Source organism: Rhodococcus sp. MT28, from assembly GCF_058792695.1.
Genome location: NZ_JBXAFD010000003.1, coordinates 84,526 through 106,890 on the forward strand (window position 1 = coordinate 84,526; position 22,365 = coordinate 106,890).

19 protein-coding genes are annotated in these 22,365 nt (G+C 62.4%); 3 read left to right on the top strand and 16 right to left on the bottom strand.

Going from position 1 to position 22,365, the window contains the following annotated elements; genetic code table 11:
* Positions 1-57 precede the first annotated feature (57 nt).
* From AC1Q6C_RS13125 to AC1Q6C_RS13150, 6 genes are read right to left on the bottom strand one after another with little or no spacing between them, the layout of a single operon-like run.
* A complete protein-coding gene (locus tag AC1Q6C_RS13125) occupies positions 58-843 on the bottom strand; it encodes an ABC transporter permease (protein ID WP_007734892.1) in 786 nt (261 codons plus the stop codon).
* Complete coding sequence (locus AC1Q6C_RS13130) at positions 818-1,720, bottom strand: 2-aminoethylphosphonate ABC transporter permease subunit (protein ID WP_007734893.1); 903 nt, start codon at positions 1,718-1,720, stop codon at positions 818-820. The genes AC1Q6C_RS13125 and AC1Q6C_RS13130 overlap by 26 nt, the downstream gene beginning before the upstream one ends.
* On the bottom strand, positions 1,717-2,892 hold the full coding sequence (locus AC1Q6C_RS13135; protein WP_007734894.1) for an ABC transporter ATP-binding protein: 1,176 nt from the start codon (positions 2,890-2,892) through the stop codon (positions 1,717-1,719). The genes AC1Q6C_RS13130 and AC1Q6C_RS13135 overlap by 4 nt, the downstream gene beginning before the upstream one ends.
* A gap of 2 nt (positions 2,893-2,894) precedes the next feature.
* The gene (locus tag AC1Q6C_RS13140) at positions 2,895-3,944 is read right to left on the bottom strand and encodes a 2-aminoethylphosphonate ABC transporter substrate-binding protein (protein ID WP_007734895.1); all 1,050 of its coding nucleotides are present in this window, start codon (positions 3,942-3,944) and stop codon (positions 2,895-2,897) included.
* A 25-nt stretch (positions 3,945-3,969) separates the two neighbouring features.
* Positions 3,970-4,647: a phosphonatase-like hydrolase gene (locus AC1Q6C_RS13145; RefSeq protein ID WP_007734897.1), complete on the bottom strand. Its 678-nt coding sequence runs from the start codon at positions 4,645-4,647 to the stop codon at positions 3,970-3,972.
* A 25-nt stretch (positions 4,648-4,672) separates the two neighbouring features.
* Complete coding sequence (locus AC1Q6C_RS13150; protein WP_007734899.1) at positions 4,673-5,800, bottom strand: TIGR03364 family FAD-dependent oxidoreductase; 1,128 nt, start codon at positions 5,798-5,800, stop codon at positions 4,673-4,675.
* 96 nt (positions 5,801-5,896) lie between these two features.
* On the opposite strand from AC1Q6C_RS13150, the gene AC1Q6C_RS13155 reads away from it, so the two are divergent.
* Both AC1Q6C_RS13155 and AC1Q6C_RS13160 read left to right on the top strand, forming a co-directional pair.
* Positions 5,897-6,640, top strand: coding sequence for a GntR family transcriptional regulator (locus AC1Q6C_RS13155; RefSeq protein ID WP_007734901.1), 744 nt, complete (start codon positions 5,897-5,899; stop codon positions 6,638-6,640).
* Between the two features lie 5 nt (positions 6,641-6,645).
* Positions 6,646-7,242 carry a methyltransferase domain-containing protein gene (locus AC1Q6C_RS13160; RefSeq protein WP_165638306.1) on the top strand — a complete coding sequence of 199 codons (597 nt, stop codon included), beginning with the start codon at positions 6,646-6,648 and terminating at the stop codon, positions 7,240-7,242.
* A 20-nt stretch (positions 7,243-7,262) separates the two neighbouring features.
* On the opposite strand, the gene AC1Q6C_RS13165 is transcribed toward AC1Q6C_RS13160, so the two are convergent.
* The 7 genes from AC1Q6C_RS13165 to AC1Q6C_RS13195 form a co-directional block, all read right to left on the bottom strand.
* Positions 7,263-8,390 carry an FAD-dependent oxidoreductase gene (locus AC1Q6C_RS13165; RefSeq protein WP_210378348.1) on the bottom strand — a complete coding sequence of 376 codons (1,128 nt, stop codon included), beginning with the start codon at positions 8,388-8,390 and terminating at the stop codon, positions 7,263-7,265.
* Between the two features lie 9 nt (positions 8,391-8,399).
* Positions 8,400-9,086, bottom strand: coding sequence for a TetR/AcrR family transcriptional regulator C-terminal domain-containing protein (locus tag AC1Q6C_RS13170; protein WP_064688877.1), 687 nt, complete (start codon positions 9,084-9,086; stop codon positions 8,400-8,402).
* A gap of 306 nt (positions 9,087-9,392) precedes the next feature.
* The gene (locus AC1Q6C_RS13175; RefSeq protein ID WP_047271320.1) at positions 9,393-10,538 is read right to left on the bottom strand and encodes a serine hydrolase domain-containing protein; all 1,146 of its coding nucleotides are present in this window, start codon (positions 10,536-10,538) and stop codon (positions 9,393-9,395) included.
* Between the two features lie 126 nt (positions 10,539-10,664).
* Positions 10,665-11,570, bottom strand: a complete 906-nt coding sequence (locus AC1Q6C_RS13180; protein WP_238592712.1) for a hypothetical protein — start codon at positions 11,568-11,570, stop codon at positions 10,665-10,667.
* 126 nt (positions 11,571-11,696) lie between these two features.
* Positions 11,697-13,055, bottom strand: coding sequence for an L-serine ammonia-lyase (locus AC1Q6C_RS13185; protein ID WP_492666649.1), 1,359 nt, complete (start codon positions 13,053-13,055; stop codon positions 11,697-11,699).
* Complete coding sequence (locus AC1Q6C_RS13190) at positions 13,052-14,266, bottom strand: amidohydrolase (protein ID WP_064444474.1); 1,215 nt, start codon at positions 14,264-14,266, stop codon at positions 13,052-13,054. Before AC1Q6C_RS13190 ends, AC1Q6C_RS13185 begins: the two co-directional genes overlap by 4 nt.
* 100 nt (positions 14,267-14,366) lie before the next feature.
* Complete coding sequence (locus AC1Q6C_RS13195) at positions 14,367-15,710, bottom strand: DUF3100 domain-containing protein (protein WP_064444475.1); 1,344 nt, start codon at positions 15,708-15,710, stop codon at positions 14,367-14,369.
* Between the two features lie 136 nt (positions 15,711-15,846).
* On the opposite strand from AC1Q6C_RS13195, the gene AC1Q6C_RS13200 reads away from it, so the two are divergent.
* The gene (locus AC1Q6C_RS13200) at positions 15,847-16,845 is read left to right on the top strand and encodes an Lrp/AsnC family transcriptional regulator (protein WP_238592713.1); all 999 of its coding nucleotides are present in this window, start codon (positions 15,847-15,849) and stop codon (positions 16,843-16,845) included.
* Between the two features lie 36 nt (positions 16,846-16,881).
* On the opposite strand, the gene AC1Q6C_RS13205 is transcribed toward AC1Q6C_RS13200, so the two are convergent.
* The 3 genes from AC1Q6C_RS13205 to AC1Q6C_RS13215 are packed head-to-tail and all read right to left on the bottom strand — an operon-like array spanning position 16,882 to position 22,349.
* Positions 16,882-17,847 (bottom strand): endonuclease/exonuclease/phosphatase family protein, encoded by a 966-nt coding sequence (locus tag AC1Q6C_RS13205; protein WP_064444477.1) that lies wholly within the window; start codon positions 17,845-17,847, stop codon positions 16,882-16,884.
* Positions 17,848-17,895: 48 nt separating this feature from the next.
* Positions 17,896-19,590: a SulP family inorganic anion transporter gene (locus tag AC1Q6C_RS13210; protein ID WP_003942720.1), complete on the bottom strand. Its 1,695-nt coding sequence runs from the start codon at positions 19,588-19,590 to the stop codon at positions 17,896-17,898.
* A gap of 17 nt (positions 19,591-19,607) precedes the next feature.
* The gene (locus tag AC1Q6C_RS13215) at positions 19,608-22,349 is read right to left on the bottom strand and encodes a cation-translocating P-type ATPase (protein WP_064444478.1); all 2,742 of its coding nucleotides are present in this window, start codon (positions 22,347-22,349) and stop codon (positions 19,608-19,610) included.
* Positions 22,350-22,365 lie beyond the last annotated feature (16 nt).

A 22,365-nucleotide genomic window follows, 5' to 3' on the forward strand; every position in this document is an offset into this window, starting at 1 on the left:
ACCCCTTTTTGGTCTCCTTCTTCACCCCCTGGTGGGGAGGAAGGCCCCACAGCAAGGTCAGCGCCGACGAATTCTGCCGACCACCATGAGGGCGACCAGGGTGACTGCAAGCAGCAGTGTCGTATTTGCTGCGGCAAGAAATACCTGGCCACGGTCGGTGAGTCCGAAGATGCTGACCGGCAAGGTCTTCCATGTCGCCGGGTAGACCATGACCGTTGCGCCCAGCTCACCCATCGACAGTGCGATGGAAAGCCCGGTGGCCGCACCCAACGCTGGGAGCAGCAGCGGTAGCGTTACCCGTGTCAGCACCCGCACCGGGCCGGCGCCGAGTGATTCGGCAGCTTGACGGTAGGCGGGATCGAGCCGTTCGAGCGCGGCCGATACGGAACTGAAGGCAAAGGCAAGCACCAAAACCGTGTGAGCGAGAATCACGATCCACTTGGTGCCGCCGAGCAGTAGCGGGCGCTCGTTGAAAGTGATGAGCAGACCCAAGCCGATCGCGACCGACGGAACCGCAATCGGTAAATGGAATACGGCATCGGTGATGCGCCGCAGCCACATCGGTGCCTCACGCGCGGCCAGCGCGGCCCACGTTCCGACGATCAATGCCAATGCCCCCGCGATGAATGCAGTCTGCAAACTGACGATCAGGCTGGCGAAGTTCTCGTCGGACAGCGCCGTGGAGAAGTTCTTGCCGCCGAGATTCGACGGAAGTGGACCGGTCCACGATCCGGCCAAGGCAGCCGCGACGACGGTGGCGATGGGCGCGACAAAAACCACCGCGACGACCAGGGTGAAGAATCCGAGTACGAGGGCCCTAGAGCTTCGTGTCCACAGCAGCACGGCTGCCTCCCATCAATCTGTTGAAGGTGAATCGGTAGAGGCAGTACAGGCCGAGTGAGAGTGCGACCTGGACCGTCGCGATCACTGCTGCGCCGGGCAAGTCGAAGGTGACAATGCCGCGGGTGTAGATGAGGACCGGAAGAGTTACGACGTCTTTTGCTCCGGTGAAGAGCACGATGCCGAATTCATTCAGTGTCATCAGAAGTACGAGCGATCCACCGGCCAGGAGGGCCGGCCACGCTTCCGGCATCACCACCTGTCGCAGAACTCGGACGGGTGACGCGCCGAGACTGGCTGCCACGTCGAGTTGTTCACGCGGAATCTGGGTGAACGCTGCCAATAGCGGACGCACGACAAAGGGTGTGAAGAAAGTGATTTCGGCCGCGATCACACCGAACGGAGTGTTGAGGAAATTCAGTGGGCCGCTCGCATCGCCGGTGATGCGGACGATCAAGGCGTTGACGGCGCCGGCTGTCCCGTACAGGAACGTGAACGCCAGCGTGATCAGGAAAGACGGCAGGGCGAGCACCGTGTCGATCAATCGCCCCACCACCTTGGATCCGGCGAACGGAACGAAGGCAAGCACCAAGGCGAGGAAGGTGCCCAGGATCAGGCAACCCAGGGTCGACGCCACGGCGATTTGGATGGTCCGCCAGAGCGCGGTTCTGAACAGTTCCGAACCGACCACCGAAGACCACGTGGACAACCCTGTGCCATCTGCGGTGCTCAGAGATTCCGTGAGGACACGTGCGGTGGGATAGACAGCAAACACGAGGACAAGAAGCAGTGGTGGCAGCGTCCAGCCGATCCGGCGCCACGGGATCGGGTCTTTGTGCTGGGGCGCAGCGGTTTCGGGGCGTTCCAGGGTTGTCGTCATGGGTGGCGATCCGCCGGAACCAGGACACTGCCGTCCGTGGGCAGGACGACGCCCACTTCGGTGTCGACCGGTCGTTCGTCGTGCCCTGGAACATCCGCGTCGACGCGGACATCGTCGAGGCCACGTACAGCCAGCGTCAGACGCGTCGTGGAACCGCGCCAGACGCTCGAGACGATGCGCGCCGGGAATGATCCTCGTGCGCCGACACCGGTTACGGCTACCGCGTGTGGACGAACACACAGGTAGGCGTCCATGTCGGACTCCCATTCGATGTGCCCGATCTCGGGCTGCGGGGCGTGAGCAGTGAACGGCGTGCCACCGATCGAGACCAGCGCGGAGGTGCCGATGACGCGTGTGACGGTGCAGGGCAGCAGGTTGGCACCCCCGAGGAACGCCGCGGTGAAGCTGGACGGCGGACGTTTCCACAAGGCCTCAGCGGTGTCGATGTCCGCGAGTCTGGCGTTGCGCATCACTGCGATACGGTCTGCGAGCGCCAGGGCTTCACTCTGATCGTGCGTCACGTAGAGCATGGCTGTGTCAGGTAGTGCTGCGCGCAGTCTCGCCAGTTCGCCGAGCATGCTCTCGCGAAGTTGAGCATCCAGGGCGGCCAACGGTTCGTCGAGGAGGAGTACTCCAGGGCGAATTGCCAACGCTCGGGCAATGGCGATTCGCTGCTGTTGACCGCCGGAAAGTTCACGGGGAAGCCGCTTTCCGTACGCCGACATCCCGACCATGTCCAGGGCTTCGGCCACGCGAGTGCCGATCTCCGACCGCGGCACGCGATGGGCTCGGAGTCCGAAGGCTACGTTTTCGGATACTCGCATGTGCGGGAAGAGAGCGTACGACTGAACGACGACGCCGATACCGCGTTGTGCGGGAGGCAGATTGGTGATGTCTCGGGTGCCGAGCTTGACGGAACCGGACGTGGGGCGGACAAATCCCGCGAGGGCCTTCAGGGCGGTCGACTTGCCGGATCCACTGGGCCCCAGCAGTGCCACAGTTTCACCGGGTGCCACTCGCAGATTGAAATCGACGAGTGCATGGGTTGCGGTCTTCCCGCGGCCGTAGGCGACGTTGACGCGATCGAAGGTGATGGCCGGAGCAGAATGTTCGATCGCTCCGTGAACACCGACGGTCTCGGGGAGCGTCCGCCCCAGTCTGGTTCTTGCCATGATCAGCTCCCGGTGGCTTTCTGGTAAGCGGCGATGTCGGCGTCGAGCGAGCTGAGGACGTCGTTCCAGTTCGGGGTCCACACGTTGACGCCCTGCAGAACTCCGGAAGGCGTGTTCTTGTCGGTGGATTCACCGGCAGCGCTTCGGACGTCCTCGCGGACCGATACGCCGAGTGCATCGGTGGCGACGGTCTTCTGGGATTCTTCGGAGAGCAGGAACTCCATCAACTTCTTGGCTTGTTCGCTGCTCGGTGCGCTCTTGGCGAGGCCCATCACGTAGGGCAGTGCAATGGTGGTGCGAGTGCCGTCGGCTCCAGCGGGGAAGAAGATGTCGAACTTCGATCCGTCGTCGGCGATGGAGGCGAGGTTCATCTGGACGTCACCGTTGGCGACCAGCAGCTCTCCGTTACTGACCTTGGGCTGGAGCTTTCCGGTGGAAGACGAGGGTCCGACGTTGTTGGCCTGGAGCTTTCCGAGGTAGTCGAGTGCTCCTTCCTTACCCATCAGGTGCTGGAGCAGCAAGAGCACCGCGGTGCCGTCGCCGGCCTGGCCGGGCGTGGAGTACTGCAACTTGCCCTTGAACTGGTCAGTGAGCAGATCGTCCCAAGATTGTGGGGCGGGTGATGCAGTCGGATTGGCGATGAACGAGAGGTAATTCTCGACGACGGGCACGTACTTGCCGGCGTCGTCCTTGTCTCCGGCAGGAACGGCGGAGGTGTCGATTCCGCTGGGCTCGAGCAGACCTTGGGCGTCGGCCTTCTGGATGAACGGGGGCAGCGTAATGATCACGTCTGCCTGTGGGTTGGACTGCTCCTTTTCGACGCGGGAGACGACCTCTCCGGATCCGGCTTCCACGAGGTTGACGGCGATACCGGTCTGCGCGGTGAAGGCGTCGAATCTTCCCTTGTACCAACCGGACAGACCGTCGGCGCTGTAGACGGTGACGGTGTCGGTATCTGATCCGGCAGCAGTGCCGGTGCCACCGCAGGCAGTGGTGAACGAAAGGACGGACACGGCGAGAGCGGCCGCAGCGATGCTCGGGCGTAGACGCATGACGATTCCTTTTTCGGAGGTGAGATCAGGAGTGGGTGAGGAGTTCGGCGAACTCCTTCACTGACGGGACGATGTGGGTGGCTCCGGCGTCGCGAAGCTGTTGCTCGTCGTGTGCGCCGGTCAGAGTTCCGGCGACGATGGATGCGCCGGAACGAATGCCGCTGAGCACGTCGTTGGACGTGTCGCCGAGTACGGCGATCTGGTGGACGTCGTCGATCGAAAGTTTGAGCAGGGCAGTCAGAATCAGGTCCGGGTACGGTCGACCGCGACCGGCCTCGGCGGGGGAGAGGGTGAGATCGGCGAGGGTTTTCCAGCCGAGCGCGACGAGGAGTTTGTCCTGGGTCGATCGGCTGAACCCGGTGGTCAAGGCAACTTTGATGCCGGCCTCGCGCAAAGTGGTGATGGCTTTCTCGGCGCCGGGGATCGGTTCGGCCAGGCCCTGGTCGATGAGGGAGTCGTACGTGGTTTCGAAGGCGGCGTTCGCGGCCTGGGCGCGGTCTTCGTCACCGAAGATCGCCCGGAACACGACGATCTTCGACTGGCCCATCGTGTCGAGGACGTACTGGCGAGCGGCGTCGGCTTCCGGGCCTTCGGCGGGCAGTCCGCCGGCTTCAGCGGCGGCAGCGAAGGCGCGAAGAACCAGTCCGTCGTCGGCGACGGTGGTGCCGGCCATGTCGAGAACGGCAAGGGTGATCGGAGACATGAGAAGTCTTTCTTGTCGGAGAGATTCAGAGACCGAGCTGGTCGGCGGTTTGTTCCGCCAGTGCCGGGCCGAGCGTCATACCGCGGCCACCGGGGCCGGCAACCACCCAGACGTTGTCGGCGGCTTGTGCGCGGTGAACAAGTTGTGAGGGGTCGATGCACTGGCTGTAGACGCCCGCCCAACGCTTGACGATTGGCGGAAGATCGCGTCCCAGAAGTGTTTCCACGACTCCGGACAGATGGCGATAGGGCGCCTCGTCGACATCGAAGTCGAAGGGTTCCTCGTATTCGTGGGTGTCGCCGATGGTCAGCCCGCCGTGCAAGCGCTGCACGCACAGGAGTTGCATGCGGTGCTCCTCGGCAGTCGGTTCCTGCGGCTGTACTGTACGGAGGTGATCGAGGGCAGATCCGGCGAAACCCGGGTAGTAACGGAAGCTGTCACCGTCAGCGATTGCGGTGGTGAGCTTTTCGCCGAGTGGGGCGCTCTGCATCATCTGCAGGCGCACACGGCGCAACGGGAGATCGCCGGCGAGATCGCGAGCCAATCCGCCGAGTGTTGCTCCGGGGCAGACGATCACGAGATCGGCGTCGAAGCTGCGACCGTGGTCGTCGCGGATGTGTGCGCCGGAGGTGGTCGTCGTGATCTCGCGGGCTTCCGTTCCGGCGTGGAAGGTGTAACGGCCGGTGGATTCGAGGTAAGAACGGATGGCGGGGAGCGCTTGCCGTGACTCGACAGCGGCGTCCAGCGTGCAGTGCAGTCCGCCGAGAAACTTGCCCCGGAGCGCGGGGTTGACGACGCGAACGGCGTCGGGATCCAGAAGCGCGAACCCTCGGTTGTCGGCGTCCGGCCGAGAGAACGCTTCCTGCGCGACCGCGACCTCCTCCTCGGTGCGCATGAGGGTGATGGAGCCGGCTGGGCGGTATCCGACGCCGGGGACACGGGCGGCAAGGTCTGCCCACAGTTCGCGCGAGCGCAGCGCAGCTTCGAGTTCGTGCGGGGCTCGCCCGGATACCCAGACGAGGCCGAAGTTCCGTACCGTGGCACCGCGGGCTTCGGGCTCACGTTCGAGATGGATGACGTCGTGTCCCCGACGGATTGCCTCGTCGGCGTGCGCCGTTCCGAGGATCCCTCCGCCCACAATCAAAATTCGCATGTAGAGATAGTGACGTTTGGTCTAGACCAATAGGGGGAATCGAGACGAACTCCAGGTTAACAATTGGTATAGACCGAATTCTTGTACGCTTGCGCCATGAATCAGCAGACGTCCACCGGGCCGGGGACCTCGAGCGTCGTGATCGAACCGGAGTTGAAGTACTACCGGGTGCGCACCGAGATCGAGACCATTCTCAGTGGGCTCGAGGAGGGCGACGCAGTCCCGTCCGAGCGGGAATTGGCGGCGCGGTTCACAGTCGCTCGCGAGACGGTCCGTCAAGCGCTTCGTGATCTTCTTGTCGAAGGGCGAATCGAGCGGCGGGGGCGGGGCACTGTCGTCGCGAGTCCGAAGTTGGTTCAGCCGCTATCGATTCGTTCCTATACCGAAGGTGCTCTGAGCGCTGGGCGAGTACCCAGTCGTAAGGTTGTGACCTTCGAACGAATGTCGGCCGACGACGGTCTCGCCACGGAATTGGGTATCGAACCAGGTGACAGCGTCGTTCACCTCGAGCGTGTTCTCTTCGCCGACGGAGAGAAGATCGGACTCGAATCAACGTTCCTGCCGGACAGCAGGTTCGGTGAGATGCTCGACGCTTTCGATGCGACGACGTCGCTGTACGCGGCTATCCGTTCCATCGGCGTGGTCTTTGCCTCCGCAACCGAACGGATCGAGACGGTGCTCGCTTCACCGCGGGAGGCAACCCTCGTCGAGTCCACCACCTCGATGCCGATGCTTCTATTGCACCGGACCTCCGTCGATCCGGACGGTGTGCCGATCGAGCGGGTTCGCTCGCTCTACCGCGGCGACCGCATTGCCTTCTTGACGACGTTGCGGGAGTGATGGCCGTGGACGACGCAGGCGACATCACACTCGCGAGTTATGAGGCCGGTGCGAATCTGTATGCAGCTAGACCGTATGTCATGGGGGAGGCGATGGTCCGGTACCTCGCCCGGATCGCCAAGCTGGTGGACGGAGGGACGATTCTGGAACTCGGCAGTGGTCCCGGCCGTGATGCCGAGTACCTCGAATCTCTCGGAGTATCGGTGGCGCGCACTGACGGCGCACTCGCCTTCGTGGAAATGATGAGGGCAGAGGGTTTTACAGCTGAGGTTCTCGACATGCGAACTGGGCAGTTCAACGGAACGTACGATGCCGTGGTGGCAAATGCAGTCCTGCTTCATTTGCGACGCGACGAGTTCGAATTCGTCGCGAGAAAGTCGCGAGGTGTAGTCGGGGCAGAGGGAATTTTCGCGTTCACGGTCAAGAGGGGCGACGGAACCAGTTGGAGCAAAGCGAAATTGGGGTTGCCGCGCCACTTCACATTTTGGCAGGAGGACCAACTTCGTCAGGTGCTCGGCAGAAGCGGGTGGGAAACTTTGTCAATCGACGCCGTGGTCGGTCCCACTGCCGATTGGTTGCATGTCATTGCACGGGCGAACTGACAATCAGGCAACGGCTCCGGTCACGCGTGTGAGGTGAACATGTCCACGAGCCCCTGGGGTGCGTTCTCGCCGAAGCACATGTCCAGTCCATCAGCGGACTGTTGTGCCGCCGCGGCGCTGCGTGGGAATAGGCGCTCTTCGTAGACAGCTAGCCCTTCCTCCGTGCTGCTGTGCGACGCGATCGCCTGGCCGAGTTCCGCGCCGTCGAGCATTGCCAGGTTCGCACCCTCTCCGGCAAACGGCGACATGACGTGTGCCGCGTCCCCGAGCAGAGTGACCCCGGGAGTACGGCTCCAACTGTGGCCGATGGGAAGGGCATGGATGGGGCGAGGGGTCAGCGAGCTGTCGGCTTCGACGATCAGTGAACGCAGTGACTCGTCCCAGTCCGAGAAGTGTTCCAGCAGAACCTTCTTCGCGATGTGATCGTCGGAGAAGTCGACACTCGCTGCCCAGCTCTCGGGAACTCGCAGGGCGGCATAGATGTGCAGACTGTTGTCGGTCTCACGGTGGGCAAGGAAGCCCTTGTCGGCACTGAGTGCGAACATCATTCCGCCGCCGACGGTTTCAGCGGCATCCACGTGCTGGTTGTCGGCGTCGTGAAGGTCGAACTCCACGAATGATATTCCGGTGTACGCAGGAGTGTCGTTTGAAACCAATGGACGGATTTTCGACCACGCACCGTCGGCGCCGACCAGGAGATCGGTGGTGAAGTGGGTTCCATCCGCGAGGTGAACTTCGTGTCGACCATCCGGCAACGGATGAGCACTGCGGACCTTGGCTCCCCAGTGGATTGTTTCCTTCGGAATTGAGCTGAGCAGTAGGTCACGGAGCTGGCCGCGGTCGATTTCCGGGCGGTCGCCGTCTCCGGTGTCCTGCTCGCTCAGGTGCACGACGGCATTTCGATCGAGGACGCGTGTCTCTTCCCCGCCTTGATGAACGAGGGCGCGGAACTCCTCATAGAGGCCGGCGGCACGAAGCGCGATCTGACCCGAGTCTTCGTGGATGTCGAGCATCCCGCCTTGAGTTCTGGCTGTCGGTCCGGATTCGAGATCGAATACCGCCGAATCGATTCCGCGGAGATGGAGGACTCGGGCGAGGGTGAGGCCGCCGAGGCCGGCGCCGATGATTGCGATGGGGTAGTGGTTCATGGTGGGTTCCTAAGAAGTGAGTGGGGTGTTCTCGATGCCGGTGATGAGCGTGCGGAATCCCCAGGAGAGGCGCGCCGAGGGTTCACCGGCAAGTAGAGCTGTTGCATGTCTTGCGACGAGTGGGTGCGTCTGCGGGTTTGCGTTCTGGATTGCGTCGGTCAACGCGCTCCATCGGGCATCCGCGTCGGCGGAATTGTTCGGCGCCGAGTGTTCGGCAGCAGTGGACGTCGCGTACTGCAGTAGCAAGTCCACGCCCCACGCGGCCTGACCTGGAGGGACTTCGCCTTCGTCGAGCAATGCCAGCAGGCGCTCGAGCAGGCGTACGTAGTGAACTCCGCTGGGTCGGGAAACGAGTGCCGACTGGGCGAGACCGGGATGATCGAACAGCACGGCCGTGTACGAGGTCAACACCCGTTCAAGGCGAGCTTGCCAAGTGCCGGAGGAATTTTCGGCGAGGTCAACCACTCCGAGAAGTGTGTCCAGAACGGCGGCGTGCAATTCGGCGGTATTGCGCACGTACACGTACATCGATGCCGGCCCGGTGTCGAGTTCGAGGGCGAGTCGACGCATGGTCAACTTCTGCAACCCCTCCGATCGCAAGATTTCCACCGCGGTACTGACGATGCCCTCGCGTGTCAGAGCGGGTTTGGCCGGACGATTGCGTCGGCTCGATGGACTTGCTGGCTGGTTGGGCATGTTTTTACCGTACACGAACATGTTCGTAACGAACATGTTCGTTGGATCACGCACTGAACGTCCACCGCTGTGCGGAGCCATATCGGGAGCGGTGGGTTACATGCCCGTACCGCCGGAGAGCATTGCGATCGTCAGCAGGATGCCGCCGACTATGCCCACGAGCGGGCTATCGCTGTCGAGAAGCCAGTCGTTCAACGATCCCATGAGTGCCTCTTTCGGGTTTCGATCTGTCGACGGTCGAGCCTATCGACAGATCGAAACCCGAGATGTCACTTTCGTCCGAATTGTGGATCGGACCCGAGGTGATCAGCCGTAGACGTTGCCCGGGCTGATCAACTTGGTGATCGGCACCATCAAAGCACTGGTCAGGTCGGTCTCTCCGTCGATGTCGGTGTTGATGAAGACGACCAGGGTTGTGTCCTTCTCGGGCAAGTAGACCGAGACTGTCTTGTAGCCGGGCAGGCTTCCGTTGTGACCGATCCAGCCGCCGCTGTTGAACAATCCGAGTCCGTACCCGGAGTTGTCGTCCCCTTCGCCCAGGGGCTCGGTGTGCAGGCGCTGCTTCTGAGTGTCGTCGGCGAGGAGATCGCCCTTGGCCAAGGCCGGAACCCAGATGCGCATGTCGTCCAACGACGAGATCATTGCGCCCGCGGCGCCTCCCCACGACGGGTTCCAGTCCGTTGCTGCGGTCACGGATTCGTCGAGTGTTTGGTTGGTGTATCCCTGTGCGTGGGGGTTCGGGAACGCGTTGGTGGTGGGAAAGCTGGTGTGCTCCATTCCGAGTGGTGTGGTGATCTTGGTGTCGATGACGTCCGACAGCGTTGAGCCGGTGACCTTCTCGATGACCATGCCGAGCAGAAGGGTGTTGGTATTCGAGTAGTCGACAGTGGTTCCTGGTCGAATTTGGAGTGGGAGGTCCTTGACGTATCCGAAGAGCTCTTCGGATGTGAATGATCGGCGAGGGTCGGAAAGAACATCCATGACAAACTGTTCGGACGTCGTGTAGGCCACGAGGCCGCTGCGCATCCCCGCCAGCTGGCGCAGGCTGATCGCATCGCCTTCCATGACGCCGTCGACGTACTTGGAGATCGGATCATCGAGACCGATCTTTCCCTCGTCGACCAATTGCAGCAGGGCGGTCACGGTAAATGTTTTGGTGACGCTACCGATCCGGTGGTAGAAGTCGGTTTCCATCGGCGCTTTGGTTGCCGTATCCGAGACTCCTGCAACCTTGACGTAGTTGCCGTCGGGCCCCCAAATGCCCACCATCGCACCGGGAATCCCGGTCGAATTCACCGCTGCGTCGACGATCGAATCGAGCTGGTCGGTGATGGTCGAGTCCATGATCTTGTCGGATGTGTCTGTGGATTTGTCCGTGCTGCAGCTGATTACAGCTCCAACCATGGCGCTGCACAGGCCGACAAGCAGGATGCGTCTTGCTCCGGTTTTCATGAGTCGAACTCTGCCTGCCCGAGGGCACTCACACATCGACCCCGGGTACGGCAGACGCAGTCCCCAGGTACCTCCTCAACCGGTACCGGGGGACTACGGAACCCTGGCCTGAACCCTTGACTTGGGTCAGAGTCCGCCGTTGAAGAACGCCGCCAGCGCGGGTGCCGGGTCTGCCGCGGTGCCCATATTTGCTACGCCGACAACGATCAATCCCAGCGTGAACAGTGCAGCGAGAAGACCGATCGACCCCGACACGAATCTCGTCCGTCGCTCGGATCGCGCCGTTCTCGCGAAGCGTGCCCACACGACCACAGTCACGATCAGTGATATTGCTGCCGCGATCAGCGCGATCACCGCCATGGCCAAGTGATACCGCGCGAAGTCGCTGATCATCAGTTCGAGGACAGGGCTTTGCTGGTTTCCGGTGCCCGTCGACTGAGCGAGCTGTTGGCGGACCTGCCCGACAGTGTCGCCAGGTGCCCCATCCGCCTGGGCCACGGGCAACATCGAGATCAGCGAAGAGAAGGGTGCAACGGCACCTTGGATATTTGCCATCACGAGTACCGAGGAAAACATCGCGAGGAGCGTGACCAGCCCTCCCGCCGAGACGAATGCGAGTTTCTTTCCAGCCGTCAGAGGGCCGGCGTTCACGAACGACGCCTTGAGCATCCGGCCGAGTGCGAGCAGAACCGTCAGCAGGATTACCGCGATCACGGCCTTGGCCACGTGGTACCGCAGCCAGTAGTCGACAGCGGACTCCAAGCTCGGCGAGAAGGCTTGGACACCGGAACTCCAGTATTCGACGAACGCGGCGCGGACCGTCTCGACGAGTTCTCCCTGGTCTGCGTACCCATCACCCGGCCTACTCGTCAGCATGCCCGGGGCGAGAACGAAGGCAGCGGAGAAACCGGCGACCAGCGCGATCAACGCGGCGATCTTGCGACCTGAGGACTGCGTCGAGCGCGACGGCCCCGCAGTGTTGTGCCGTGAAGAATTGTGCAGTGGGATTCCTCCAGCGTGATGAGCGATCATCTGGTCACCGTCCACAAAGTCATGTCACCGAGTGTAGAAATCGGTACACCGGACTTCATCGTTCGAGAGGATGATATTTCCGGCGACGGCGTCCGCCCGCCCTCGCCGCTGCCGTCGACATCCTCCTCAGCACTCGACGACATTGACGGCGAGCCCGCCTTCACTGGTTTCCTTGTAACGCACGGACATGTCGTTTCCGGTTTGGCGCATGGTTTCGATGACGGTATCGAGGCTCACCACATGCGTCCCGTCACCGAGGTATGCGAGCTGAGCTGCGGTGACTGCAGTCGAGGCGGCTACGGCATTTCGTTCGATGCATGGGATTTGGACCAGGCCACCAACCGGATCGCAGGTCAGCCCCAGATGGTGTTCCATGGCAATCTCAGCTGCATTCTCGATTTGTCGTGGCGATCCGCCCATGACAGCGCACAAGCCGGCTGCCGCCATCGCGCAGGCAGCTCCGACCTCGCCTTGGCACCCCGCCTCCGCGCCCGAGATCGAGGCATTCGCCTTGATGATCGATCCGATTGCGGCAGCGGTGAGGAGAAAGGTTCGAACGTCGTGAACACCGGCGCCCGCCGCACGTATGTGGTGGTATAGCACTGCCGGCACGATGCCTGCGGCACCGTTCGTCGGAGCCGTTACCACGCGGCCACCTGCTGCATTTTCTTCGTTGACCGCCATGGCGTAGACGGTCAGCCACTCGCGTGAGGAGGGTGCGCAGTTACGTTGTTCCAGTTGAATGTTCGCAGACCGTGCTCTTCGGCGAACTCCGAGACGCCCGGGCAATACACCTTCGGTCTGGGTGCCGCGTTCGATGCATGCGCGCATCGCGGACCAGATCGCGTCGATGCCGGTGAATGCCCGATCCTGGCCGTGCATCGCGATTTCGTCCGACAGTGCCAACTCGGCGATAGTTCCGGAGCCGCATTCCGCCAGTAGCTCTTTCGCGGTTCGATAGCGTGAGTTGATCGAATGCGCGCTTGCTTGCGTCTCCGTTCCGGCGCGCAGTACGAATCCGCCACCGATCGACAGATATGTACTCGTACAGACGATTTCGCGACCGCTGAAGGCGGTCAGTGTCATCGAGTTGGGGTGCCCGTGACGGCGAACGATCGGCTCGAACACCATGTCCTCGTGAGTGAACACAACGTGCCCGAGTGAGCCGCCGACGAGCTTCACCGATCCGCCGTCCGAGAGCTCGGCCCAGCGCCCGTGAACGTCGTTCGGCTCGCACGTTTCAGGATCCAACCCACGAAGTCCCGCGATCACCGCGTCGGGAGTGCAGTGCCCTATTCCGGTGGCGGCGAGAGAACCGTGCAGATTGCAGCGAATTCGGTCGACCGACGCGGTCAAGCCGGCGTCGGAGAGCTCGCCGACAAAAGTGCGGGCGGCTCGCATCGGACCGACCGTGTGTGAACTGGAGGGCCCGATGCCGATGGAGAAGAATTCGAGCGCGGAAACATAGACGCCGGTGGTGCTCATTCGGCGCTCGTGACGGTAGTCGCTCCTGACTCGCGCTGGGCCGCAATCGTCAGGAGGTTGGAGCGCGAGTCCCCGGTGGCGGCTCGGATCACAGTGCGTGCCATTGCAATTGCTCCGTGCAAAACAGCTTCGTCGCCCGCTGCGGAGCGGGCATCAGCGGCAAACTCGATCGTGTGAGGAACTCCGGTAACGCCGCGTAACGCGATCATCGGGTGGATCGAGGGAACCACCTTCGACACGTTGCCCATGTCTGTCGAGCCGCCGGTCAGGGGAGTTCGGGCGGCCGCGGTGCGGCCCAGGCTCGCGATCTCCTCGTCCCAGATCGTCGCCAGCACGCGATGTTGAACAAGCTCCTCGTAGCGCGGTTCGGCGCGTTCGGTCGACCAGGAGCAGTCGCTGGCCACAGCTGCGCCCTCGAAGCAGGCGAGCATACGACGCTTGGCGTCCAACAGCACGTCGAGTTCTGCGGCCCGAACTTCCGCTCGCACCAACGTCGAGGCCGGAATGATGTTTGTTGCTTCGCCGCCGTGCTCGACATAGGCGTTGAGCCTGACGTCGGACGGAAGTTGTTGACGGAGAAGTCCGATGGCGACCAAGGCGATCGTGGCGGCGTCGCCTGCGTTGATGCCCTTGTGTGGCGCAGCGGCCGCGTGTGCGGCTCGTCCGGTGTAGGTCACGTCGAACCGGTCGACTGCCTGCGTTCCGGTGACGGTGCAACTGACGTCTTCACCTGCAGCGCCGTGGACCATGATCGACATCGCCGCGCCCTCCCATGCGCCACGTTCGAGCAGCAAGACTTTCCCGCCGCCATGTTCTTCGGCCGGCGTACCGAGAAGGACGACGGTCAGGCCGTGTTCCTCCGCGACCTCTCCGAGCGCGACAGCTGCTCCCAGTCCGGCAGCGGCGATGACATTGTGTCCACACGCATGACCGATGTCGGGAAGGGCGTCGTACTCGGCGCAGACGACGACGCGGAAAGGGCCGGAGCCCCGCACCGCTTCGAATGCCGTCTCGAGGCCGTAGGCGGCGCGAGTAACCGTGAAGCCGGCTTCCTGCGCGGCGTCCGCCAAGAGGGCCGACGCATGATGCTCTTCGAATGCCAACTCTGGGTGAGCATGGATGGTGTGGCTGACGTCGATGAGGCGTGATGCCCACTTCTCGATCGTGCTCGAAACGGAGTCCGTGGGGGTGCGGGTGTCAGCGATGGACATGGGTATTGCTTCCTTTCAACATCTTTGGTTCTCTGTGTCTTCGGATCGCGGTGTCTTCGGATCGCGGTGTCTTCGGTTCTCAGCGTCTTCGGGTGCAGTTCTAGTGCCAGAGGCCCAGCGCGAACTCCGCGACGACCACGGAAAGTAGGTAAGAGGCGAGGATCGCGACGATTCCGACGGGCACGATCTTCCAGCCGATCGTCTTGAGCAAGGGAAGGTCCTTGCCGAGGCTGAGACCTGCGACAGTCAAGGTGAGGGTGCAGATCGAGAGAAAGTCGACAGTCCCGACGGTGCTCGAGACGAAATCACCGATGGGGGACCACGGTGTTGTCGCCAAGGCGCCGATGGTGATGATTGCGATCATCGCCGCGATCTTGCCGCGGGTCAGGCGGGCCACGCCGACGCCCAGGAGCAACAATCCGGTGAGGATCAAGTAACCGACGATGATCGATCGAGATACGCCACCCGCTGCGATCGAGGAGACGATGACCCCACCGACGAACAGAATCGGAACGATCGTGGTCAGCGGCACGGTGACGCTCGGCGCAACCGCTCGTGGGGCAGTGTCGGCTTTCCGTTCGCTGGTCGTCTTCGAGCGCTTGGTGAGGGCGCCGTAGATTCGATCAGCAAGGGGGAGTGCGACATACATGCCGACATACACGCCGAGGAGGCCGGTGATGATGTTGGATGTGGCCGCCACGGCGAGTACCTGGTCGGCCATCTCGGGGTGCGCCGAAACGACGCTGGCGGCAGCGGCAGCCATCATCGAGCCGGATCCGACGCCGGCACCCATCGCCAATGCGAGGGGGTCGAAGATGTTGAAGGATGTAGCCAGTGACGCAATCAGGCTGATCAGCACGGCACCGAACAGAGTGCCGAAGACGTACATCGACAGGACTCCACGGTACTGGTCGGAATCGGGGCCGTAGCGTTCGCTGACCATCGCGAAGGAGCCCTCGCGGTCTATGGAGAAGGTTGCTCCGACGGTGGCCGGCCCCATCCGAAGGAGTACCGCCAGCGGGAGTGCGAGAGCGATAGTGCCGAACAAGTGCCCCAATTCCTGCAGTAGCAGTGCGGGGCCCGCCTCGAACAACAATTGGATGTTCGGGCCGATGGTGAAAGACAACCTTGCACAAAGCAAGAGAACAGCCAGGCCCATGATTGCCGAGGCTGCAGCCTGAAGGTCGAGGCCGAGTGGTTTCCACTTCTGGCTCGAGACGACACCGCCGGCAATCAGTCCCCACACCATGGGCAGGATCGTGATGGCGGCAGCGCCGACGGGAATCACTGCGGGGCCGATCAGTTGCGCGCCTGCCGCAAGCGCGAGGAGCAGAATCGCCACGATCCACAGCCGTGGCGACCTCAAGGCGAAAACGATCTTTTGCGTCGGGGTTTGATCGCTGACCGGAGAATCGTCATGCGAGACAGGGAATGCTTCGGTCATGTCGGTGTCTTTCTCGAGGGGGCGAACGAACGCAAGAAGTAAGCGTTCTCGAGGCTCAGGATTTGGTGGACTATTGATGTGATGAAGTTAGGATCGACGCGTTTCGATCCTGTTTCGGTGCAGCATTCTTTTGAAAGTGAGGTCCTCGGTGCAGGATCAGATGCTCAAGGACGACGATCTTCGGCTGTTGAACGCACTGCAGATCAGGCCGCGAGCGTCGTGGTCCGAGCTTTCACGCGCGATCGGTTCCGACCCGGTCACCCTGACCAGGCGTTGGGAGCGTCTGCACTCGCAAGGAATAGCGTGGATCGCTGCGTACCGTGGTGGACCCATCGTGTCGGCGACCGCACTTCTCGAGATCGAATGCGCACCGGCACAGACCATGAGCGTTGCCGAACAGATCGCGCACGATCCCGAAGTTCTCACAGTCGATCTCACAACCGGCAATCGGGATCTGCTCGTCACGCTCACCTGCACTGACCTCGATCAATTGTCCAGGTACGTGTTGGAGCGAACACAATCCCTGCCGATGATCACCGCGATGCGAACTCAGATCGTGTCCTCGGCGAACTCCGACGCGAGGAACTGGCGTCTACGTGCTCTCGATGCGGAAGAAATTGCCGCGCTCGAGTCGGCCCCGGCGGGAAAGATTCGTGGTGTACGCGCCGGCGAAGAGGAACAGTCGCAGCTGTTCGACATTCTTTCTCGCGAACCACGTGTCACCGTCTCGGCACTCGCTGCGGCCCTCGGAGTCACGCCGACTCGCGCTGGGGCGCTCCTTTCTCACGAGCTGTCGACGGGGCGACTGGTCGTCCGCACGGAGATTGCTCGGCCCTACTCCGGCTGGCCGGTCTACGCCTGGTACTTCTTACGTCTCGACGGGCGAAAGGAGGCAATTGCTCAGCGTCTTTCGCACCTGCGTGAGGCGAGGCTTGTTGCTTCTACGATCGGCAGCTACGACATCGCATTGGCGGTGTGGCTGCGCTCGATCGACGACGTGCAGCGTCTGGAAGGTTATCTCGCCGACCAGTTTCCGGGCGTATCCGTGGTGGACCGGTCGATCGTCCTGCGTACGCCGCATCACCTGCATCGGACGATCGATGTGTCGGGTCGAAGCATGCCGAAGCACGGGTGATCCGCAACGCGTTCGCTCGGGTCGGGTGCTCTCCGACTAGTTGGGGATCGCCACGTCGACGATCAAGCCGAAGTGATCGGAACCTTCGATCTCGATCCGCTCGAGTGACTTCGCCTGACCGCCCCGCAGAAGTACATGGTCGATGCCGACGATCGCGGGAAATTTCTTGTCCGCCGGATAGGTGCGCACGATGCCTACTCCCAATTGGTCTGCGGCATCGGAGTAGCCGACATCGAGGAGGTCACGGAATTGCTTGTGCGTGAATGTGGTGTTGAAGTCGCCACTGACGATGACGGTTTCCTCGGCGGCAGCAGCGTCGAGCGCGTTTCGCAAAGTGCTCAGCTCGGCAGTCCACACGTCGGGCGGGGTCACGTACGCCGGTCCGGGGTGAACCGCCAGAAGGGTGAACGAAGTTGAGAAGCCCACTTCGGCAATAAGATTGGTCGGTCCGAATCCGTTCAATTCCCGAGTGTCCGTCAGCGGATAACGGCTGTAAATACCGGCGCCACCCCCGCCGGCCTCGTCCGGTACCAAGTAGTGATGCGGCAGCAGTTGCTCGAGTCCTTGATCTCTGAGAGAGCCTTCGAGTGATGTGGTCAGTTCCTGAACCGTCAGGACGTCGACTGCCTTCTCGCGCACCGTCGCAGTCAAACTGGCGGGATCTGCCTGCCCGAAGAGAAGGTTTGCTTGCATTACGCGCAGAGTCGGCCCGTCGATTTCGGAACTGTTTGCCACATACAGTGGACTGATCACCGACGCGCCCACCGCAATCAGTACCACCGAGATCGCCAGCAGGATCCAGCGGCGAAAGACCAGGCATATCAGGGACGCTGCGAGTGTGACCGCAAGCAGTATCGGGACGAAGGAGGCCACGGCGATCAACGGGTTGATCGGCTTGGTGGAGTACAACGCGATCAGCGAGACAACGCCGACGGCGATACCGCCCACGCCGGCGACCTGAGCGATACGGCGTGCCGGAACATTGTCCGTCGTGAATCCCATACCAAACGGTACCCAATGCAGCCACGGCTCCCGACTGCCTGGCGTTTGTCAGTCGCCGGTTCGGGTGCGGAATGCGTTCACGGCGGCTTCGACGGTCGGGTAGAAGTGCGTCGAATCGAATCGATCCCCGACTCCGAATCGGATGAGTCGATCCTTGATCGGACCTTTCATCTCTGCGAATGCCAACCGAATTCCTTTGCCTTCGAGGAATGTATCCAGATCGACGAGTTCGTCGACTGCCGTTGTATCGAGTCCGGTGATCGGTTCGGCGGCTATAACCACCCAGTCGACCGGATCTGGCGCCTTGGCGACGACGGAGCGAACGTACTCGTCGAAGATCTCGCCGTTCGCGAAAAACAGTGGCGCGTCAAACCTCACCAACACCAGGCCGGGGATGCGATGCCCATCTGGATGGCGTTCGATGTCGTGGAATCCGGCGGGTTCGCCCGTCTCGACGAGTTCGGTTCGATGTGGCTGCCATACCTGCGCGATGACCGCTGCGAAGGACAGTCCGATCGCTACAAGGATGCCTTGTAGCACACCGACCAGGGCGACGCCCAGAAACGCCGCGACGGCGAGGCCGAATTCCACGGTGCTCATGCGCCACATGCGGACCATGCCGCCCACGTCGATCAGTGCACACGCGGCGACGATGACGACGGCGGCCAGTGTTGCATCGGGCAGATATGCCGTGAGTCCGGGAGCGACGAGGACGAACACCAGGACCGCGAGCGCCCCGACGACGCCGGCCAATTGTGTGTGCGCCCCACTCTGTTCGGCTACCGGAGTTCGTGACCCGCTCGCCGAGATCGGAAACCCGCCGAACAGCCCGCCGGCCACGTTCGCGACACCGATCGCCTTCATTTCGGTACTGCCGTTCACGTCCTCGCCGTGGCGGGCGGCGAAGGTGCGCGAGAGAACGCCGGTGTCGGCGAAGGCAATCAATGCGATACCGGCGGCGGGCCCGATCAGATGGCCGACGTCCTGCCAGGTGACTCCACCGACGGAAGGGAGGGGGAGTCCTTCCGGCAGTGCGCCGACCATGCCGATGTCATCGGTGAGACCGGCGGCAGCGGACAAGACTATGGCCGCGACAACGGCCACCAGAACGCCGGGAACAACAGGTACCCAGAGCCGGAAGGCGACTATGACGACTAGCGAACCGACACCGATGGCGGCAGCGAGGGGGTCGACGTCGCCACCCACCAGGGCCTTTGAGATCCCGCCGATTTCACCGAGTAGACCGGACGCGTCGACGGAGAATCCGAGCAGCTTGGGAATCTGACCAACTACGACGACGAGTGCAATGGCGTTGAGGTAGCCGAGGCGGATCGGTTTCGAGAGGAGTTCGGTCACGAAGCCGAGACGAAGGAATCCGCCGATCACGAGGATGAGTCCGACAAGAATGGCGAGAACACCGGCTAGTGCAAGCGCATTCTCCGAATCGCCGACCACTGCCAGCGGTATGACCGCGGCGGCAATCAGCGGCGCCAGTGACGAATCAGGTCCGAGTACAAGGATTTTCGAGGGCCCGACTACCGCGTAGGCGAGCAAAGGCACGATGGTGGCGTACAGCCCGGCGTACGCAGGCAACCCGGCGGCCTCGGCGTAGCCCATGCCTGCCGGGATGAGCAGGGCAGTCAAGACGAGTCCGGCAGTGACGTCTGTTCGCAACCACTCGCGGCGATACCCACGGGCAGTCGCGACGCCCGGTAGCCGACCTAGACTCTCCGCCCACATCATCGTTTGATTGTCCTCCCTCAGTGGAGCGAACGGGCGCGCTCGGGGGCAACCGCGGTGGTCGCAGGGAGGGGCGCAGGTGCCTGTGCGAGGCGGCGGCGTCGAATTGCCTTGTCCAACTCGACGACAACCGGGATGATCAGCGACCAACCCAGGCAGGCGAGCCACTGGGCGCCGGTCAGTGAGGTTGTCATGAGGAGGTCCTGGAGGACGCCCGCCTCGACGGCGAATACGGTCACGACCGTGGGGATCGTCAAGATCTTGATGGCACCGAGAACCGGTGGAACCACGCCGGACTCGGGATCACGCCGCATGGTAAGCCCCGCGAGAATCGAACCGAGAGAGAGCACTACGAATGCTGTGGTCATGGGAACATTCGCCTCGGAAGTACTCGTTTCACCGGGTGCGAGAAGCATCGCCGCGAGTGTCACGGCAAATTGCAGGACACCGTACGCGAGCCACTGAGCGACTGCGCTTCGATGTGCGATCGGCATCTTGGGATCGCGCGGAGGCTTGTTCATCAGATCCGGTGGCGGCGGGTCGAGCATGATCACGGCGACGGGGAACAGTGTGATGAAGAAGTGCTGGAACAGCACCATTAGTGGCGTCAGTGCCACACCCTCGTTGATGTTGAAGATGCTCGCAGCGAGGAAGAGGAGAACCAAGGAGAAGAGTTTCGACATCTGGTAGCGGATGTACGAGACGATTTTTCCGTAGATGTTGCGGCCCAAAGTGATCGCGGTGATGAGGGTGCCGAAGTTGTCGTCGGTGAGCACCATCTTGCCCGCCTGTTTGGTCACCTCACTGCCCGAGCCCATGGCGACGCCGATGTCTGCCTTCTTCAACGCGGCGGCGTCGTTGACCGCGTCTCCGGTCATCGCGACGACGGCGCCACCGCTCTGCATGACATCGACCAAGCGAAGTTTGTCCTGCGGAGTGACGCGGCCGAACACGTGCAGGTTCGGCAACGCGGTCGACAGTTCTTCATCGGTCATCGCTTGCAACTCGCCGCCGCCCACCGAGCCCGGGCCGAGTCCGAGTTCGGCACCGATCGCTGCGGCGGTGATGGCATGGTCGCCGGTGATCATGCGGACCTCGATGCCGGCCCGGTGTGCGGTTCGCACCGAATCGACCGCCTCCGGACGCAGCGGGTCGATGATGCCTGCCATACCGACAAACGTCAGGTCCTCGACAAAGGACATGGGGTCGGCCACGACAGCGTCTTCCCGTCCGTCGAGGCGTCTGACCGCGAATGCCAGCACCCGAAGACCCTTTTCGGACATGGACTGATTTGCTGAAGTGAGTTCGTCTCGGACTTCCTCGATCGGGACCTGCCGACGGCCGGGGAGAATGGCCGAAGAACACCGAGCGAGGACGACATCGGGTCCGCCTTTGACCAATCCGACGAACTGACTTACGCCGTCGACTTCGAGGTGGTGGTACGTGGCCATGAACTTGTACGCGGAATCGAACGGAACCGTCGCCACCCGCGGGTAGGTCCGTCTGGTGAGTGGGGCGTCGGCACCGATCTTTGCCGCGAGCACCACGAGCGCGGCCTCGGTCGGGTCGCCGACAACTTCCCCGGAATCGGAAACCGTTGCATCGCTGTCGAGACACAGTCCGTATGCGAGAAGGGTGAAGTCGGGTGGTGCCTCGCCGGCAACCTGCGTGATCCTTCCCGCTTTGGCGTAGCCTTCGCCGTCGACCGTGTACCAACGGCCGTGGACGTACAGCGATCGGACGGTCATCTGGTTCATTGTCAGCGTGCCGGTCTTGTCCGAGTTGATTGCACTGGTCGCGCCGAGTGTTTCGACGTCGGTCAGGTTCTTCACGACGGCCTTGGCGTCGGCCAGTTGACGGGCACCGTAGGCCAGCATCGCCTGGACGAATGTTGGCAGGCCGGTCGGAATCGCGGACACTCCCATTGCGATACCAAGGAGCAGAAGCGTAGTCAGGTCCTGCCCACGAAGGAGCCCGATGACGACGATGACGATCACTGCCGTCCACGCGATGATTCCGAGAAGTTTGGTGAGAGAGTCCAATTCACGTTGAAGTGGCGACTTGCCAGGGGCGACCGCCGACAACATCGACGCGATCTGGCCTATCTGCGTCTGCATCCCGGTCTCGGTGACCACCATGGTCGCCGTGCCGCGGGTGACCGAGGTGTTCTGGAAGACCAGATTGCTGCGGTCTCCGAGCGGAATATCCTCGTTGTTCAGCGTATTCGGGTCCTTCGGTATCGGCGCGCTTTCCCCGGTCAATGCGGCTTCCTGCGTCTCCAGGGTGGTGGTGGCGAGCAACCGTCCGTCGGCAGCGATGATGTCTCCTGCCTCGACTTGGACGATGTCACCCGGCACCAGTTCGGTAGCGTCGAGTTGTATCAGGTTCCCGTCACGAATGACCCGTGCTTGGGGCGTCTGCATCTTGGCGAGGGCGTCGACGCTCGCCCGTGCCTTCAACTCCTGTCGAGTTCCGAGGACGATGTTGAGCACGACGAGCACCGCCACCACGATTGCTGTCGGCACTTCACCGATGGCGATGCTGACCGCGGCCACGGCGACGAGCATCAAGTTCATCGGATCTTTCAGCTGCAACAGCGCGATCGACCACGTCGACGGCGGTGGCGTCGAGGTGATTTCGTTCGACCCGTAGCGTCGTCGCCGTTGGTCGGCCTCATCCGACTGCAGTCCGCGCTCCGGGTCCGACTGCAGTACGGACACGACTGATTCGCCACTCTGCGCATGCCACGGCGTGGGGCTCATGACCGCACATCCTTTC